Annotated in this window: 15 protein-coding genes and 1 riboswitch; of the genes, 9 read left to right on the top strand and 6 right to left on the bottom strand. The window is 70.0% G+C overall.

From position 1 onward, the window contains the following. Window positions 1-151 precede the first annotated feature (151 nt). Together CEG14_RS05340 and CEG14_RS05335 are read right to left on the bottom strand one after the other, a co-directional pair. On the bottom strand, window positions 152-1312 hold the full coding sequence (locus CEG14_RS05340; protein WP_094825340.1) for a porin: 1161 nt from the start codon (window positions 1310-1312) through the stop codon (window positions 152-154). 211 nt (window positions 1313-1523) lie between these two features. Then, entirely contained in the window at window positions 1524-1856 is a 333-nt protein-coding gene (locus CEG14_RS05335; RefSeq protein WP_094825339.1) for a hypothetical protein, read from the bottom strand. Here CEG14_RS05335 and CEG14_RS05330 point away from each other — a divergent pair. Beyond that, complete coding sequence (locus CEG14_RS05330) at window positions 1855-2139, top strand: hypothetical protein (RefSeq protein WP_094825338.1); 285 nt, start codon at window positions 1855-1857, stop codon at window positions 2137-2139. The genes CEG14_RS05335 and CEG14_RS05330 overlap by 2 nt on opposite strands. 260 nt (window positions 2140-2399) lie before the next feature. On the opposite strand, the gene CEG14_RS05325 is transcribed toward CEG14_RS05330, so the two are convergent. Continuing rightward, the gene (locus tag CEG14_RS05325) at window positions 2400-3413 is read right to left on the bottom strand and encodes a sodium:calcium antiporter (RefSeq protein WP_094825337.1); all 1014 of its coding nucleotides are present in this window, start codon (window positions 3411-3413) and stop codon (window positions 2400-2402) included. A gap of 45 nt (window positions 3414-3458) precedes the next feature. Next, window positions 3459-3633: riboswitch (yybP-ykoY riboswitch) on the bottom strand. 279 nt (window positions 3634-3912) lie between these two features. On the opposite strand from CEG14_RS05325, the gene CEG14_RS05320 reads away from it, so the two are divergent. Next, the gene (locus CEG14_RS05320; RefSeq protein WP_094825895.1) at window positions 3913-5253 is read left to right on the top strand and encodes an aminopeptidase P N-terminal domain-containing protein; all 1341 of its coding nucleotides are present in this window, start codon (window positions 3913-3915) and stop codon (window positions 5251-5253) included. Between the two features lie 22 nt (window positions 5254-5275). On the opposite strand, the gene CEG14_RS05315 is transcribed toward CEG14_RS05320, so the two are convergent. Then, window positions 5276-5755, bottom strand: coding sequence for a TM2 domain-containing protein (locus CEG14_RS05315; RefSeq protein ID WP_094825336.1), 480 nt, complete (start codon window positions 5753-5755; stop codon window positions 5276-5278). Between the two features lie 622 nt (window positions 5756-6377). On the opposite strand from CEG14_RS05315, the gene CEG14_RS05310 reads away from it, so the two are divergent. The 6 genes from CEG14_RS05310 to ruvA all read left to right on the top strand — a co-directional run bounded on the left by CEG14_RS05310 (window position 6378) and on the right by ruvA (window position 11832). Beyond that, window positions 6378-7535 (top strand): UbiH/UbiF/VisC/COQ6 family ubiquinone biosynthesis hydroxylase, encoded by a 1158-nt coding sequence (locus tag CEG14_RS05310; RefSeq protein WP_094825335.1) that lies wholly within the window; start codon window positions 6378-6380, stop codon window positions 7533-7535. 133 nt (window positions 7536-7668) lie between these two features. Then, on the top strand, window positions 7669-8694 hold the full coding sequence (gene dusB / locus CEG14_RS05305; protein ID WP_176461431.1) for a tRNA dihydrouridine synthase DusB: 1026 nt from the start codon (window positions 7669-7671) through the stop codon (window positions 8692-8694). A 39-nt stretch (window positions 8695-8733) separates the two neighbouring features. Continuing rightward, window positions 8734-8973 (top strand): helix-turn-helix domain-containing protein, encoded by a 240-nt coding sequence (locus CEG14_RS05300; RefSeq protein ID WP_094825333.1) that lies wholly within the window; start codon window positions 8734-8736, stop codon window positions 8971-8973. Between the two features lie 67 nt (window positions 8974-9040). Beyond that, the gene (gene purH, locus CEG14_RS05295) at window positions 9041-10630 is read left to right on the top strand and encodes a bifunctional phosphoribosylaminoimidazolecarboxamide formyltransferase/IMP cyclohydrolase (RefSeq protein ID WP_094825332.1); all 1590 of its coding nucleotides are present in this window, start codon (window positions 9041-9043) and stop codon (window positions 10628-10630) included. Continuing rightward, window positions 10630-11181 (top strand): crossover junction endodeoxyribonuclease RuvC, encoded by a 552-nt coding sequence (gene ruvC / locus CEG14_RS05290; protein ID WP_094825331.1) that lies wholly within the window; start codon window positions 10630-10632, stop codon window positions 11179-11181. The genes purH and ruvC overlap by 1 nt, the downstream gene beginning before the upstream one ends. Window positions 11182-11259: 78 nt before the next feature. Further along, window positions 11260-11832, top strand: a complete 573-nt coding sequence (gene ruvA / locus CEG14_RS05285) for a Holliday junction branch migration protein RuvA (RefSeq protein ID WP_094825330.1) — start codon at window positions 11260-11262, stop codon at window positions 11830-11832. Between the two features lie 127 nt (window positions 11833-11959). On the opposite strand, the gene CEG14_RS05280 is transcribed toward ruvA, so the two are convergent. Further along, window positions 11960-12880, bottom strand: a complete 921-nt coding sequence (locus CEG14_RS05280) for a complex I NDUFA9 subunit family protein (RefSeq protein ID WP_094825329.1) — start codon at window positions 12878-12880, stop codon at window positions 11960-11962. Window positions 12881-13026: 146 nt separating this feature from the next. Between CEG14_RS05280 and ruvB the strand changes: the two genes are divergently transcribed. Then, on the top strand, window positions 13027-14094 hold the full coding sequence (gene ruvB / locus CEG14_RS05275) for a Holliday junction branch migration DNA helicase RuvB (protein WP_094825328.1): 1068 nt from the start codon (window positions 13027-13029) through the stop codon (window positions 14092-14094). Window positions 14095-14209: 115 nt separating this feature from the next. On the opposite strand, the gene recQ is transcribed toward ruvB, so the two are convergent. After that, complete coding sequence (gene recQ, locus CEG14_RS05270) at window positions 14210-16039, bottom strand: DNA helicase RecQ (RefSeq protein ID WP_094825327.1); 1830 nt, start codon at window positions 16037-16039, stop codon at window positions 14210-14212. Window positions 16040-16084 lie beyond the last annotated feature (45 nt).

Genomic DNA, 16084 nt, shown 5'->3' with positions numbered 1-16084 from the left:
GCCGCGCCAGCGGGCGCCACGCCATCGGGACAGGAAGCGTGCGCTCCCCTTCGGCCGATTGTAGTGGAGCTTGCCCGCCCTGCCACGCACGCGCGCCGCCGCGGCGCGCGCACGCTTTGCGCGGGAACAAACCGCCGCCGTCCGACCGCGCTCAGAAGGTGTGGTTCATCCCGACCACGTAGCGCGTGGTGCGGCCCGCGTCCTGCGCGAAGGGAGCGTCGAGCGTGCCGCGCCACAGGCGTCCGGCGTAGGCATACAGGGCGGTGCGCGGCGACAGCAGATGGCGGTAGCCGAGCGTGACGAGGCGCACCCGCGCGGCGCGGCTGCCGTCGTCCCAGTGCCAGTCGGGCGTGGCCATCGAACCTTGGGCCAGCACGCTGTTGCGCGGGTCCAGCTTGAGTTCGGCACCCACCAGCCAGGTGTCGGCCGAGCCGCCGCGCACGAAGGCCAGCGGACCCAGGCCGTCCACCCCGCCGCCGTTCTGGCCGACGAAGCCGTTGCGCTGCCGCGACCAGGCCAGCGACACGCGCACGGCCTCGAGATCGGCGGCGACGCCCACCTGCCATGCCGTGGGTGCGGCGCCCGCCGCGGGCGAGCCGGCCGGCAGCGACAGGCGGTCCCAGGTGGCGGCGAACAGCCACGGCTGGGCCTCGTACTTCAGGCCGGCCGACCAGGCATGGCCGCGCCCCGCCGGGGCCGGGCCGTCGGAGCCCTCGGTGTCGAAGGCATGACCGAGGCCGGCCTGCCAGCCGCCGAGGTCGGCGCTATAGAGGTTGACCAGATGGTCACGGCGGTAGTTGTCCGAAGCGCGGAACAGCGCCCCCATGCCCATGTCGCGCCACGATGCCACTTCGAGCGCGCTGCCAAAATTCATCGCCACGGTTTTCTGGCGGCCGAGACTGAGGGTGCCCAGGCCGTCGCGCCCGATGCCGACCCAGGCGCCGTAGTCGAACAGGCGCCCGCTCTCGTTGGATTGACCATTGACCAGGTCGAAGCCGCTCTCCACGCCGAAGCTGACGCTGGCGCCGTTGCCCAGGGCTTCGGTGCCGGTCAGCCCCCAGAGGTTGTCGCCCAGACCGCCCCCGAGCAGCCCGCTGCGGGTGCCCTGGCCGGCGCCCTGGCCGGCGCCCTTGACCTGGGTGACGCTCACTCCGGCGTCGGCCACGCCATAGAGCTTGAGCGCGCCGGCCTCCTCGGCGCGGGCGCTGGCGCCGCCCGCGGCGCATCCGCACAGCGCCAGGGCCGCGAGGCCGCGCAGCGCGGCAGGCGCACGCAACGACGACACGCGCGGGACGGAGAACGACAGGACCATGGGCACCCCTGGTGCGAGAAACGAAAGTGCCCCGTCTGGCGCGTGGTGCGCGCGGAACGCGGACGCGAGATATTGCCAGATCCGGCGCGCGCGGCAACACCCCGCGCGGCGCCACGGTGGCGGCACGCCTGAAATCGGAGATCGGGAGGCCCGCACGGCCCGCACCTGCATGCGCAGGCCGGGTCAGGCGGAGAGGTTGCGCCGGGCGGGCTTACGCCGCGGCGGAATGACGGGCGGAGAACCGCACGTCGCGCACGGAGGGATGCGCGCTCAGGCGCTTGGCCTGGGACATGAGCTCGCCCCGCAATTCGGGCGGGCAGTTGACGGTGACACAGGCCGAGGCCAGGTCGCTGTGATTGGCGCTGTCGACGTGAAAGCGCGCCACCGACAGGCCGGCGGCGGAAAAGTCGAGACAGATCTGCTTGCGCAATGCGCCGACCGCGTCACGCGGACACACGACGGTCAGCCGCGTGCCACGACGCGGGGCTTGTGCAGCCGTGCGGTCGACACCGGCACGGCGCAGGAACAAGTCGAAGAAACGCATGACGACCTCCTTGCAGCTTGGGGAGCAATCCGTGGATACGCGCCGGGCCACCGCCCCGATGATCGGCGCGCACACGCAGGACGACACGATCCGGGCGCGAGAGGCGCACGGCATCGGGCATCGCAACGCTGCGCACGCGCACATGCACGGGCAGGAACACGACGGACGGTTCTGGCGGGCTTGGGAGGGAGAGTTTCAGCTGCGCCGGGGCTGGGCCCGGGCACGATCGCATCCAGAGACGGCGGGGAGGATCCCTGCCGGGAATGCAAAAGCGGAATGCTGAAGAAACGCCGCTACCTGTTCGACACTGCTGACAGGCGCGGCAGAAGTGATTCTGCGGAAAATACGCTCGTCAGGCAGCGCGGTCGATGCAAGATCGACTACTACTGTCGCCGGAATCGGTATTCACAGAACAACTCCTGATGTGGAAAACAGGCCCAGTTTACGCGGGTTTGTACTGATGGACAATGTTTTTGGCAAAAAAGGTGCCGGGCCGGGCCGCAGCGTGGGCCCTCGCCCACGCCCCGGCCGGCCCGCGGCCTGTCAGGTGTAGTAATGCCAGCCCAGGTAGGCGGCAAAGACCGCATACAGGCCCGCCACCGACGACAGTGCGGGGATGGTCATGGTGGCGTTGCGGAAACGCAGCCACAGCACCATGATCGAGGCCAGCGTGAGCAGGCCCGCGGCGATCAGCGGCGCGTCGAGCAGCCAGGGCGTCATCGCGATCCCCAGCGCGCTCGGGATCGTGGCCTGGATCATCATCGCGCCCGAGATGTTGGCCAGCGCGAGACGCTCCTTGCCCTGCCGCACCCAGATCAGCGCGTTCATGATCTCGGGCAGCTCGGTGGCCACGGGGGCGAGCAGGAGCGCGGCCAGGTGCGGCGACATGCCCATCGCCACGCCCAGCACCTCGATCTGACGCACGAACACATGCGATGCCAGGCCGATCACCACCAGCGCCAGCACCGCCTGCATACAGGCCCAGAACAGACTCGGATCGGGATCGCGCGGCCGCAGCTTGAGCGGCTCGAGCGCCTCGGCGTCGATGCACTCGTCGTCGTGCGCGAGTTCGCGCTTCACGTAGAGCGCATACACCCCGAGGAACAGGATGGCGAGCCAGGGCTTCCACACGAAGGCGATGAGGCCGACCGCCACCTTGACGATGAAGATGCCCATGAACCAGGCCTGGTCGCGGGCGAGGCGGCGCTGGTCGGCGTTGATGACGCCGCTGGCGGTGCGCGGCGTGCCGGCGGCGGTCTTGCCGCGCAGGAGCGCGAAGCCCACGACGGCGTAGGCCAGGGTCGCCAGCACGAGCGGCCCGCCCATGGCGGCGCCGACGCCGATGTCTTTCTGCTCGGGCGTGTTGCCGAACACGACCGCCATGAAGGTGACGGCGCTCTCGGGCAGGGCCGTGCCGAAGGCGGCCAGCACGGTGCCGGTGGCCGTGGCGCCGAGCTGGAAGCGATGGCCCATCCATTCGACGCCATTGACGAAGAATTCACAGGCAAAGTAGATCACTGCCGCAGCGAGCAGGAACAGGGTGATGGACAACAACATGATGACAACAGCCGGACGAGCAGAAACCCAATGGCGCGACAATGCGGCTCGCCCGGCTGGGTGAACGCATCGCGGCCAAAGGTCTCGCCTGGCGTGTCCGTCGCGACGCCCGCGCGTGCGGGTGGACGGATGCCGTCAGCGCCATGGGGTGGGACCACCAAGTTTGTTGACGCTGACTCCCTTGGGGCTCAAAGGATGGCTACTCCCCAATGACAGTGGGCGCGATTGTAGCAGCGTCCGATAACAACCGGGTCGATGCCGGCGCGGGGAATGTGGGCGCGTGGGTGGAGGCGATCGGCGGCAACGGCGGCTGGCCACGGGCGGGGCGCGGCCAGGGAGGCAGCGCGGCCCGCGGGCGCGCCGGGCCGCGCTGCATTCGGTCTGCGTCGCGGCGCGTACCGCCGCGCGGAAAAGCGCCGGCGCGGGCGCCGGGCGCGCGGTCCGCAAGCGCGTGGCGGTGCGCTAAGCTAGCCGCTCCACCGAAAGGATGCACACCGCCATGAGCCTGCCCGTAGCCGACCTCGCCCCCTTCGCCGACCGCCGCCGTCGCGTGCTCGACTGGATGCGCAGCCAGGGCGGCGGCGTGGCGGTGCTGGCCGCGGGCGTGGCGCCGGCGCGCAATCGCGACAGCGAATACCCCTTTCGCCCCGACAGCGACTTCTATTACCTCACCGGCTTCACCGAGCCGGAAGCCTGGCTGGTGTTGATTGCCGGCGCACAGGACCGCGCCATCCTGTTCTGTCGCGAACGCCATCCCGAGCACGAGATCTGGGAAGGCAGGCGCTTCGGACCGGAGGCCGCGGGCGCGCACTTTCTGATGGACGACGCGCATCCGGTGTCGGCCCTCGACGAGCTGGTGCCGGCCTGGCTGCAGGATCAGCCCACGCTGTGGCTGCGGCTGACGGATGAATCCTCGGGCGTTCGGGCGCGCGGCTGGCTGGGCCAGGCCCACACGCGTGTCCGCAACGGCGTGCAGGCGCCCGGCCGGCTCGAAGACCTGAGCGGCGTGCTGGCCGCGATGCGGCTGGTGAAGGATCCGAGCGAAATCGCGACCATGCGGCAGGCCGCACGCATCTCCGCACACGCGCATGCGCGCGCCATGCGCGCGGTGCGGCCCGGCATGCACGAATACGAGCTCGAGGCCGAGCTGATGTACGAGTTCCGCCGCCACGGCGCGCAGGCCGTGGCCTACGGCACCATCGTGGCGGGCGGCGCCAACGCCTGCGTGCTGCACTACCCCGCCGGCGATGCCGTGTTGCGCGACGGCGATCTGGTGTTGATCGACGCGGGCTGCGAGCTCGACTGCTACGCCTCCGACATCACGCGCACCTTTCCGGTCAACGGCACGTTCAGCGGCCCGCAACGCGCGCTCTACGACCTGACCGTGGCCGCGCAGGAGGCCGCCGCGGCCGTCACGCGGCCCGGCGCGAGCTTCAATGACGCGCACGACGCCGCGCTGCGCGTGCTGGCCCAGGGCATGCTCGACGAGCGGCTGCTGCAGGGCTCGCTCGACGGCGTGATCGAGTCGGGCGCCTACAGCCGCTTCTACATGCACCGTACCGGCCACTGGCTCGGGCTCGACGTGCACGACGTGGGCGACTATCGCGGGCCGGCGCGCGCGGCGGGCGAGGCGCGGCCCTGGCGCACGCTCGAGGCCGGCATGATGCTCACGATCGAGCCCGGCATCTATGTGCGCGCGGCCGACGACGTGCCGGCGCGCTTCTGGGACATCGGCATCCGCACGGAAGACGACGCGCTGGTGACCGACACGGGCTGCGAGCTGATCACGCGCGCGGTGCCGGTGAGCGCGCGCGAGATCGAGGCGTTGATGCGCGAATGAGCGGCGGCTGCGCCGTCAGCGGCTACAGCACGTAGCCGTCGAGCCACCCCATCGCCACCCACACGTACACGACCACCATCGCGATCGCGAACATGCCGCAGATCGCGCCGACCAGCGTGCCGAAGATCGCGACCAGCACTTCGGGCCAGCCGCTGCGCGACACCGGGCCGAGGCCAGGGTTGTAGCGCCGGTCGAACTTCTCGTCGGGCATCAGGCTGAACACCACGCCCTCGATGAAGCCGTCGACCATCGGGATGAACAGCAGGAAGAACGCGGGGTTGTCCCACCAGACCGGATAGAGCGAGGTGGCGGCCAGGCAGACCAGTGCGTAGACCGTGACTGCCCAGGCGTAGCGGCGCCGCAGATACCACCAATGCGCGCCCGCCCATCCCAGCAGACAGGCCAGCAGCCCCACCGCGACCTTGCGCCGCGGCGCCCGCCGCCCGGCAGCCGCCGCGGACGAGGACGCAGACAAAGACGAAGCGCTCGACGACTGGCTCATGCGGATATCCCCTGATCGGTGTGCCCGGTGTCAGACTGCATTTTCTGATCGGCGTCTCTTATTGGAGTCAGACTGCATTTTCCGCCGACCCGCCCCGCGCGCGAGACCGGCACCGACAAAATTCCGCCCACCGCCGTAACCCGCATTCTCACCCGGATTCCGTCTTATCTGTGTCAGACTGCATTTTTTCCGAGCCCGCCACCGGCTGCCGTTGTTCCTACGGGTGTCAGACTACATTTTTTCGCCCTGTCACCCAGTCCTACTGGTGTCAGACTGCATTTTTCGGCGGCGTTCCCCCAGGGAGGATGGCGCCCATCCCTAGCGGAAATTGCAGTCTGACACCTTTGTTTGAGCGGGGAAATTGCAGTCTGACACCTTTGTTTTTGGGCGCGATGTCCCGTGCGGCGCCGGGGATTGGTCTTACTGGTGTCAGACTGCATTTATCGCTCGGGCCGGAGCCGGGGCGCCAGTTGCGAGCGGGGACGCTGCCTCGCCGCAGCGTCAAAAAATGCAGTCTGACACCTTTTCGAAAAATGCAGTCTGACTCCTTTTTGGAAAATGCAGTCTGACACCTTTTCGGCGGTCTGTTCGGGGGGGGGGGGGGGGGGGGTAAAATCGGGGGATGACTCCGTCCGTCTTCGACATCGCGATTTTGGGCGCCGGCCCGGTGGGCCAGGCGCTGGCCCTGCTGCTGGCGCGTGCGGCGCGTGATCCTGCGCGCATTGCGCTGCTGGCCACGCCCTCGGGCGCGAGCGGCGCGGCGCCGCTGGCCGATCCGCGCGTGCTGGCGATGAACCGCGGCAGCCGCGTGCTGCTCGACTCGCTCGGCGCGTTTCCCGCGCGGGTGGCGGACATCCGCCATATCCACGTGTCGCAGCGCGGCCGGCTGGGCCGCACGCTGATCGACCACACCGACTTCGACGTGCCGCAGCTGGGCAGCGTGGTCGCCTACGCCACGCTGCACGAAAGCCTGGCCGCCCGCGTGGCGGCCAGCGGCGTGACCGTGCTGTCGGGCCCGGCCGCCCGGCTCGGCCCCGCGCTGGGCGAGATCCAGCAGGTCATGCAGGGCGACGTGGCCATCGCCTGTCGCGTGGCGGTGCAGTGCGACGGCGCCGGCGGCGCCGACGTGCAGCGCAGCTACGGCCAGCACGCCGTGCTCACCAGCGCGCGCGCCGCGCTGCCGCGCGCCGGCTGGGCCTGGGAGCGCTTCACGCGCGAGGGGCCGCTGGCCATGCTGCCGCATCCCCAGGCGCCCGACACCTACGCCGTGGTCTGGGCCTGCGCGCCCGAGCGCGCGGCCGAGCTCGCCACGCTCGACGACACCCGGTTCTCGGCGGCGCTCACCCAGGCCTTCGGCACCCGCCTGGGCCGGCTGCACAGCCAGGCGCCGCGCCACGTCTTTCCCCTCGAGCTCAAGGCGCGCCGCGCCCAGGTCCAGGGCCGCTGCGCCATCATCGGCAACGCCGCCCAGACGCTGCACCCCGTGGCGGGCCAGGGCCTGAACCTGGGCCTGCGCGACGCGGCGCAGCTGGCGCAGACGCTCGCCCCCTGGCTGCAGGCGCCCGAGCAGAATCCGGCGCCGCTGCTGGCCGCCTTCGCCCGCGACCGCAGCGCCGACCGCCTGCTCACCGCCAGCCTGACCGACCTGATGCCCCGCATCTTCGCCACCGGCCTGGCGCCGGTCGAGCATGCCTGCGGGCTGGCCCTGCTCACCCTCGACCTGGTCCCGGCCGTGCGGGCGCCATTGGCCCGCCACCTGCTCCAAGGCCTGCGCACCTGATGCCCGTTTTCCTGTTTCCCACGGCGCGCCCGGCGGGCGTGCCTGGCGGTGTTTTCCCCTGCGCAACCCCGTGCGCGGCCGCGTTTGCCGCCGTGAAAACGGGGTGCCATGGTCTAGCGGTTAAAATGTGAGCATGCGCATCGGCCCCTGGACCCTTCCCAACAACGTGCTGGTCGCCCCCATGGCGGGGGTGACGGACCGTCCTTTCCGCCAGCTCTGCAAACGGCTGGGGGCGGGTTACGCCGTGTCCGAGATGGCCGCCAGCAATCCGCGCCTCTGGGACAGCGTGAAGACCTCGCGCCGTCTCAACCATGATGGCGAGATCGACCCGATCTCGGTGCAGATCGCCGGCGCCGACCCGGCCATGATGGCGGAAGCCGCCGTGTTCAATGTGAACAAGGGCGCCCGCATCATCGACATCAACATGGGCTGTCCGGCCAAGAAGGTGTGCAACCTGGCCTCCGGCTCCGCCCTGCTGCGCCACGAAGACCTGATCAAGCGCATCCTCGACGCGGTGGTCGAGGCCTGCGCGCCGCTCGGCATCCCGGTCACGCTCAAGACCCGCACCGGCTGGGACCGCGAGCACAAGAACGCGCTGCGCGTGGCGCGCCTGGCCGAAGACAGCGGCATCGCCGCGCTCACGCTGCATGGCCGCACTCGCGCCGACCTCTACACCGGCGAGGCCGAATACGACACGATCCGTGCGGTGCGCGCCGAAATCAAGATTCCGCTGGTCGCCAATGGCGACATCACCACGCCGGAGAAGGCGCGCGCCGTCCTGGATTACACTGGCGCCGACGCGGTCATGATCGGCCGTGCCGCCCAGGGCCGCCCCTGGATCTTCCGAGAGATCGACCATTTCCTGCGCACAGGCGCAACGCTGGCCCCGCCCACGTGGGGCGAGATGCGCGACCTGCTGCTCGAACACCTGGACGACCACTACCGCTTCTATGGCGAGCACACCGGCGTGAGGTCGGCGCGCAAGCACATCGGCTGGTACCTCGAAGATCTGCCCGGCGGGCCGGCCTTCTGCGCCCGGATGAACCTGATCGACGACACCCGCAGCCAGTGGCAGGCGGTCGCCGACTGGTTCGACAGCATCATGCGCGACGGCCCGCAACCCGGGAACGGCAACGCGCAAACCCTGCTGGCGGCATAACCGCCAGTACCACCAACACATAAAAATATCTGTACTCCAATGAGCAAGAAAGATGTCCTGGAAGAATGCGTGCGCGCCAGCCTGGAGCGCTATTTCGAAGACCTGGGAGACTCCGAGCCCCACGACATGTGGGACATGGTGATGCGCTGCGTCGAGCGCCCGGTCCTTGAGGTGGCGCTGGAACGCTCCAACGGCAATCAGTCGCGCGCTTCCGAAATGCTGGGCATCACCCGCAACACCCTGCGCAAGAAGCTGCTGGCCCACAACATCCAGCCCTGAAGATTTTTCCGATCCCCCGCCCGTGGCCTGGGCCTGGCCCCACCCGGACGCAACATCCCCAACCGCTATGAAAATCGAAACCGCCCTGCTTTCGGTGTCCGACAAGACCGGCATCGTCGAATTCGCCCGTGCGCTGGCCGCCCGCGGCGTGCGCCTGCTCTCGACCGGTGGCACCGCCCGCCTGCTGTCGGAGTCGGGCCTGACCGTGACCGAGGTTGCCGCCCACACGGGTTCGCCCGAAATCCTGGACGGTCGCGTCAAGACCCTGCATCCGAAGATCCACGGCGGCCTGCTGGCCCGCCGCGACAGCGCCGAGCACCTGTCCACCATCGCCGAACACGGCATCGACCGCATCGACATGCTGGTCGTGAACCTGTATCCGTTCCGCGAAACCGTGGCCAAGCCCGACTGCACCTTCGCCGACGCGGTCGAGAACATCGACATCGGCGGTCCGGCCATGCTGCGCGCCGCCGCCAAGAACCACGGCACCGAAGCCGGTGGCGTGACGGTCGTGATCGACCCGGCCGACTACTCGCGCGTGCTGTCCGAGATGGACAAGGGCGGCTCGACCTCGTTCGCGCTGCGCCTGGAGCTGGCCTCCAAGGTCTACGCCCACACCGCCTCGTATGACGGCGCCATCGCCGCCTACCTGACCAGCCTGGCCGAAGCCGCGCCGGCCCAGGAAGCCGTGCCGGCCCGCAACGAATGGCCCGGCACCCTGACCATCCAGGTCAAGCAGGAACAGGCCCTGCGCTACGGCGAGAACCCGCACCAGTCGGCGGCCTTCTACGTCGACGCGCAGCGTCCGGCCGGCCTGCTGGGCAACTACCGCCAGCTGCAGGGCAAGGAACTGTCGTACAACAACATCGCCGACGCCGACGCCGCATGGGAATGCGTGCGCAGCTTCGACACCCCGGCCTGCGTCATCGTCAAGCACGCCAACCCGTGCGGCGTGGCCGTGGCCGCCGATCCGCTGACCGCCTACCGCCAGGCCTTCAAGACCGATCCCACCTCGGCCTTCGGCGGCATCATCGCCTTCAACCGTCCGGTCGACGCGGCCACCGCCGAAGCCGTGAGCGGCCAGTTCCTCGAAGTGCTGCTCGCGCCCGCCTATGACGGCGCCGCGCTGGCCATCCTCGCCGCCAAGAAAAACGTGCGCGTGCTCGAAGTGCCGGCCGGTGTCGGCCAGAACGCCTTCGACGTCAAACGCGTGGGCGGCGGCTGGCTGGTCCAGACCCCGGACGCCTACAACGTGCCGCGCGACGCGCTCAAGGTCGTGACCAAGCGCCAGCCCACCGAGCAGGAAATGAACGACCTGTCGTTCGCCTGGAAGGTCGCCAAGTACGTCAAGTCCAACGCCATCGTGTTCGTCGGCAACGGCATGACCCTCGGCGTGGGCGCCGGCCAGATGAGCCGCATCGACTCGGCCCGCATCGCCTCGATCAAGGCCGAGAACGCCGGCCTGACGCTGGCCGGTTCGGCCGTGGCGTCCGACGCGTTCTTCCCGTTCCGTGACGGCCTCGACGTGGTCGTGGCCGCCGGCGCGACCTGCGTGATCCAGCCGGGTGGCAGCGTGCGCGACGACGAAGTCATCGCCGCCGCCGACGAGCATGGCATCGCCATGGTCCTGACCGGCACCCGCCACTTCCGTCACTGATGCGCATCCTCGGCGTCGATCCCGGCCTGCGCCGCACCGGTTTCGGTGTGATCGACGCCGAAGGCATGCGTGCGCGATACGTCGCCAGCGGCACCATCGTGGTACCGCCGACGCTGTCGCTGCCGGAACGGCTCAAGGTCATCCTCGACAATCTGCGCGAGGTGGCCCGCGAGACGCGGCCCGACGTGGCCGCGCTCGAAATCGTGTTCCTCAACACCAATCCCGCTTCCACGCTGCTGCTGGGCCAGGCCCGCGGCGCGGCGCTGTGCGCGCTGGCCGACAGCGGGCTCGACGTGCACGAGTACACCGCGCTGCAGATCAAGAAATCCGTGGTCGGCACCGGCCGCGCCGCCAAGGAACAGGTGCAGATGATGGTGCAGCACCTGCTCAAGCTCGACGGCACGCCCGCGCCCGACTCGGCCGACGCGCTGGCCTGCGCCCTCTGCCATTCGCACGTGGGTCCGCTGCAGGACCGCGTGGCCGCCCTCGGCACCGCGCTGGGCAACAGCAGCGGCCGCACGCGCCTGCGCAACGGCCGCCTGCTCGGCTGAGCCGCGCCGGCCCCGCGCCGCGCCAGCGTATAGAATCGCGGCATCGGCGCACGCGCCCCACTCTTCTTTCCTGACGCCATGATCGGACGCATCACCGGAACCCTGATCGAGAAATCGCCCCCCGTCGTCTGTGTCGACGTGAACGGCGTGGGCTACGACATCGACGTGCCCATGAGCACGCTCTACGCCCTGCCCGAAAACGGCGCGCGCGTCACGCTCTACACCCATCTGGTGGTGCGCGAAGACGCGCACCTGCTGTATGGCTTCGCCACCGCCAGCGAGCGCAGCGCGTTCCGCGAGCTGGTGAAGGTGAGCGGCATCGGCGCGCGCACCGCGCTGTCGGTGCTGTCGGGCCTGTCGGTGGCCGACCTGGCACAGGCCATCACGCTGCAGGAGGCCGGCCGCCTCACGCGCGTGCCGGGCATCGGCAAGAAAACGGCCGAGCGCCTGCTGCTCGAGATGCGCGGCAAGCTCGGCGCCGACATCGGTGCGAGCGCGCACCCGATCCAGGAAGGCCAGGCCGACATCCTCAATGCGCTGCTGGCGCTGGGCTACTCCGACAAGGAATCGCAGGCCGCGCTCAAGGGCCTGCCGGAAGGCGTGAGCGTGTCGGATGGCATCCGGCTCGCGCTCAAGTCGCTGGTGCGCTGAGCCGCGCCCGGCCCGCACGCAGAACGCAAAAATGGCGGCACGCGGTGCCGCCATTTTTTTTGCCTCGACGCGCCGCCCGCTGCACGCGATCGGCCGCTGGCCGCTCGCCGCACGGCGCCGCCGGCCCCTACCCCCGGCCCGACAGATAGCGCGGCGCCAGCGCGTCGAGCGCGGTGGGCACCAGGCCGAGCTCGGGCGCCATCGGGCCGCTCAACACATTGGGCACGCCCAGCGAATCGAGGTTGTCGTTCGAGATCAGCGGATCGCCGGGCAACAGGCCCAGCACCGCGGCCTGCAGCCGGCCCAGCGCCATCGGCACGGCGATCACGGGCCGCGGATGGCCGCTCCAGAGTGCGCACAGCCGCACCAGCTCGCCCAGCGTGTAGACCTGCGGGCCGCCGAGCTCGTAGACCTTGCCGCGCGTGTGATTGTTGGCCAGCGCGGCCATCATGGCGTCGGCCACGTCGCCCACGTAGACCGGCTGCATGCGCGCATCGGCGCCCGCGATGGGCAGGAACGGAAACCAGCGCGCCAGGCCGGCGAAGGTGTTGGTGAAGCGGTCGTCGGGGCCGAACACCACCGAGGGCCGGAAGAAGGTCCAGGCGGCCTCGTGGGCGCCCGCAAAGGCGGCGATCACGGCGGCCTCGCCGTCGCCCTTGGAGCGCTGGTACATGCTGGGCCCGGCCGGATCGGCGCCGAGCGCGCTCATGTGCAGCATGCGGTGCACGCCGTTGCGCACGCAACCCTGCGCGATGCGCTCGGGCAGCCGCACGTGGGCGCGGGCGAAATCGGACCCGTAGGGACGGCCGCGGTTGCCGTGCAGCAGGCCCACGAGATTGACCACGGCGTCGGCCTGGCGCAGCAGGTCGTCGAGCGCGGCATCGTCGTGGATGTCGGCCTGCACCACGGTGACCGTGGGCAGCACCTGCAGGTCGCGCCCGCGGGCGATCGCGCGCGTGGGCACCAGCACCCGGTGCTCGGCCGCCGACAGGCGGGCCACCAGATGGCGGCCGATGAATCCGGTGCCGCCGATGACAAGGATACGCATCACGCTGCCCTCGTTCGTCAGGAGTGCTTTGATTCTGCCCTGAGCGGGGGTCCGCCGCAAGCGCGCCGGGCATGCGAAAATCGGTCAATGCACCCTGCCGCCCGGGGTGTACGATCCCAGGGCCGCCGCCCGCTTTCCCGATTGCCATGGCCATACAGTCCGACTCGCTTTCCACCCGCCCCGACGCCCCGCGCCTGGTCACGCCCCAGCCCGCCTCCCCCAACGAGGAGTCGATCGAGCGTGCGCTGCGCCCGAAGGCGCTGCAGGAATACGTGGGCCAGCAACGCGCACGCGAGCAGCTCGAGATCTTCATCGCGGCCGCGCGCAAGCGCGGCGAGGCGCTCGACCACGTGCTGCTGTTCGGCCCGCCCGGCCTGGGCAAGACCACGCTGGCGCACATCATCGCCCACGAAATGGGCGTGCAGCTGCGCCAGACCTCCGGGCCGGTGCTGGAGCGCCCCGGCGACCTGGCCGCGCTGCTCACCAATCTCGAGAAGAACGACGTGCTGTTCATCGACGAGATCCATCGCCTCTCGCCCGTCGTGGAAGAAATCCTCTACCCGGCGCTCGAAGACTTCCAGATCGACATCCTGATCGGCGAAGGGCCGGCGGCGCGCAGCGTCAAGCTCGATCTGCAGCCCTTCACGCTGGTGGGCGCCACCACGCGCGCCGGCATGCTCACCAATCCGCTGCGCGACCGCTTCGGCATCGTGTCGCGCCTCGAGTTCTACAACACCGAAGACCTGACCCACATCGTCACGCGCAGCGCCAAGCTGCTCAACGCCGAGATCACCACCGACGGCGCGCGCGAAGTGGCGCGGCGCTCGCGCGGCACGCCGCGTATCGCCAACCGCCTGCTGCGCCGCGTGCGCGACTACGCCGAGGTCAAGACCGACGGTCGCATCGACGCCGAGTCGGCCGGGCTGGCCCTGGCCATGCTGGAGGTCGATCCGCAGGGCCTCGACCTGATGGACCGCAAGCTGCTCGAGGCCATCGTGCACAAGTTCGATGGCGGGCCGGTGGGCGTGGACAGCCTGGCCGCCGCCGTGGGCGAAGAGCGCGACACCATCGAAGACGTGATCGAGCCCTACCTGATCCAGCACGGCTACCTGCAACGCACCCCGCGCGGCCGCGTCGCCACGCAGACCACCTGGCGCCACCTGGGCCTGACCCCGCCGTCGGGCAGCGTGTCGTCGAGCGGCGACCTGTTCTGACGCCGCGCCGGCCGCGGCCGGCGCGACGCCCGGTCCACCCCTCGGCGCGCGCTGCACGGCCGGCACCCAGGGAAAAGGGCCCTCGCGGGCCCTTTTTCCTTGCGCGCGCCGCCGGCTACAGCCGGGGGCTGGAGACGGTGCGCAGGATCTCCTCGCCATAGGCCTCGAGCTTGCGCGCGCCCACGCCGCTGATGTGGCCGAGCGCGTCGATCGAATCAGGCTGGGCCAGCGCGATCTCGCGCAGGGTGGCGTCGTGGAAGATCACGTAGGCCGGCACGCCATGGCTCTTGGCCACCTCGCCGCGCCAGGCGCGCAGCGCCTCGAACACGGGCTGGGCCTCGGCCGGCAGGTCGATGATCGGGGCCTTGGCGCGGGTGCTGCCGCCGCGCCCGGCGCGCGCCTTCTTCTCGGGCTCGCGGCGCAGCATGAGCTGGCGTTCGCCCTTGAGCACGGTGCGGCTGTCTTCGGTGAGGGCCAGCGTGCCGTAGCCGTCGGTGTCGACCATCAGCAGGCCCTGCGCGAGCAGCTGGCGCAGCACGCCGCGCCACGCCGTTTCGGAGAGGTCTTCGCCGATGCCGAACACGCTGAGCGATTCGTGGTCGTTCTGGCGGGTGCGGTCGGTGCTCTTGCCGCGCAGGATGTCGATGATGTGGCCGGCGCCGTAGCGCTGGCCGCGCTCGCGGCCCAGGCGATACACGGCCGACAGCACCTTCTGCGCCGCCACGGTGCCGTCCCAGGCCTGGGGCGGGTCGAGGCAGACGTCGCAGTTGCCGCAGGCGGTGATGGTCTGGCCGAAATAGGCCAGCAAGCGCACCCGCCGGCATTCCACCGTTTCGCACAGGCCCAGCATCGCGTCGAGCTGCTGCCCGAGCCGGCGGCGGTAGGTCTCGTCGCCGGGCGACTCGTCGATCATGCGGCGCTGCTGCACCACGTCCTGCAGGCCGTAGGCCAGCCAGGCGGTGGCCGGCAGGCCGTCGCGGCCGGCGCGGCCGGTTTCCTGGTAGTAGCCCTCGACCGACTTGGGCAGGTCGATGTGGGCCACGAAGCGCACGTCGGGCTTGTCGATGCCCATGCCGAACGCGATGGTGGCCACCATCACGATGCCGTCCTCGCGCAGGAAGCGCGACTGGTTTTCGGCCCGCACCTGCGCGGCCAGGCCGGCGTGATAGGGCAAGGCATTGATGCCGTTGTTGCACAGGAACTCGGCGGTCTCCTCGACCCGGGCGCGCGACAGGCAGTAGACCACGCCGGAATCGCCCTCGTGCTCGCTCTGGATCAGGTCGAGCAGCTGCTTGCGCACCTCGTTTTTCTCGATGATGCGGTAGCGGATGTTGGGGCGGTCGAAGCTGGCGACGAAATGGCGCGCATCATCGAGCGCGAGCCGCTGCGCGATCTCGACCCGGGTCTCGGCGGTGGCCGTGGCGGTGAGCGCGATGCGCGGCACGTTGGGCCAGCGCTCGTGCAGCATCGACAGCCCGAGGTATTCGGGCCGGAAATCATGGCCCCACTGCGACACGCAGTGCGCCTCGTCGATGGCGAACAGCGCGATATTGCCGCGCTCGAGCAACTGCAGGCAGCGGTCGGTCAGGAGCCGCTCGGGCGCCACGTAGAGCAGGTCGAGCTGGCCGTTGAGGAATTCCTGCTCGACCTCGCGCGTGATGCGCCAGTCTTGCGTGGAGTTCAGGTAGGCGGCGCGCACGCCCAGCTCGGTGAGCGCGTCGACCTGATCCTGCATCAGCGCGATGAGCGGCGAGACCACGATACCGGTGCCCTCGCGCACGAGCGCGGGCACCTGGTAACAGAGGGACTTGCCGCCGCCGGTGGGCATCAGGACCAGGGCATCGCCGCCGTCGATGACGTGCTGGACGATGGCCTGCTGGTCGCCGCGGAAGGATTCGTAACCGAAAACGCGCTCGAGCACGCCCAGAGCGCGTTCTTCAGACATGAGTAGCAGCCAATAGCATCATGACGGGGATTTTACGCCCCGTTT

Origin of the sequence: Bordetella genomosp. 1 (assembly GCF_002261335.1) — a bacterium.
GTDB lineage: Bacteria > Pseudomonadota > Gammaproteobacteria > Burkholderiales > Burkholderiaceae_B > Bordetella.
This window is presented reverse-complemented; position numbering and strand designations above follow the sequence as displayed.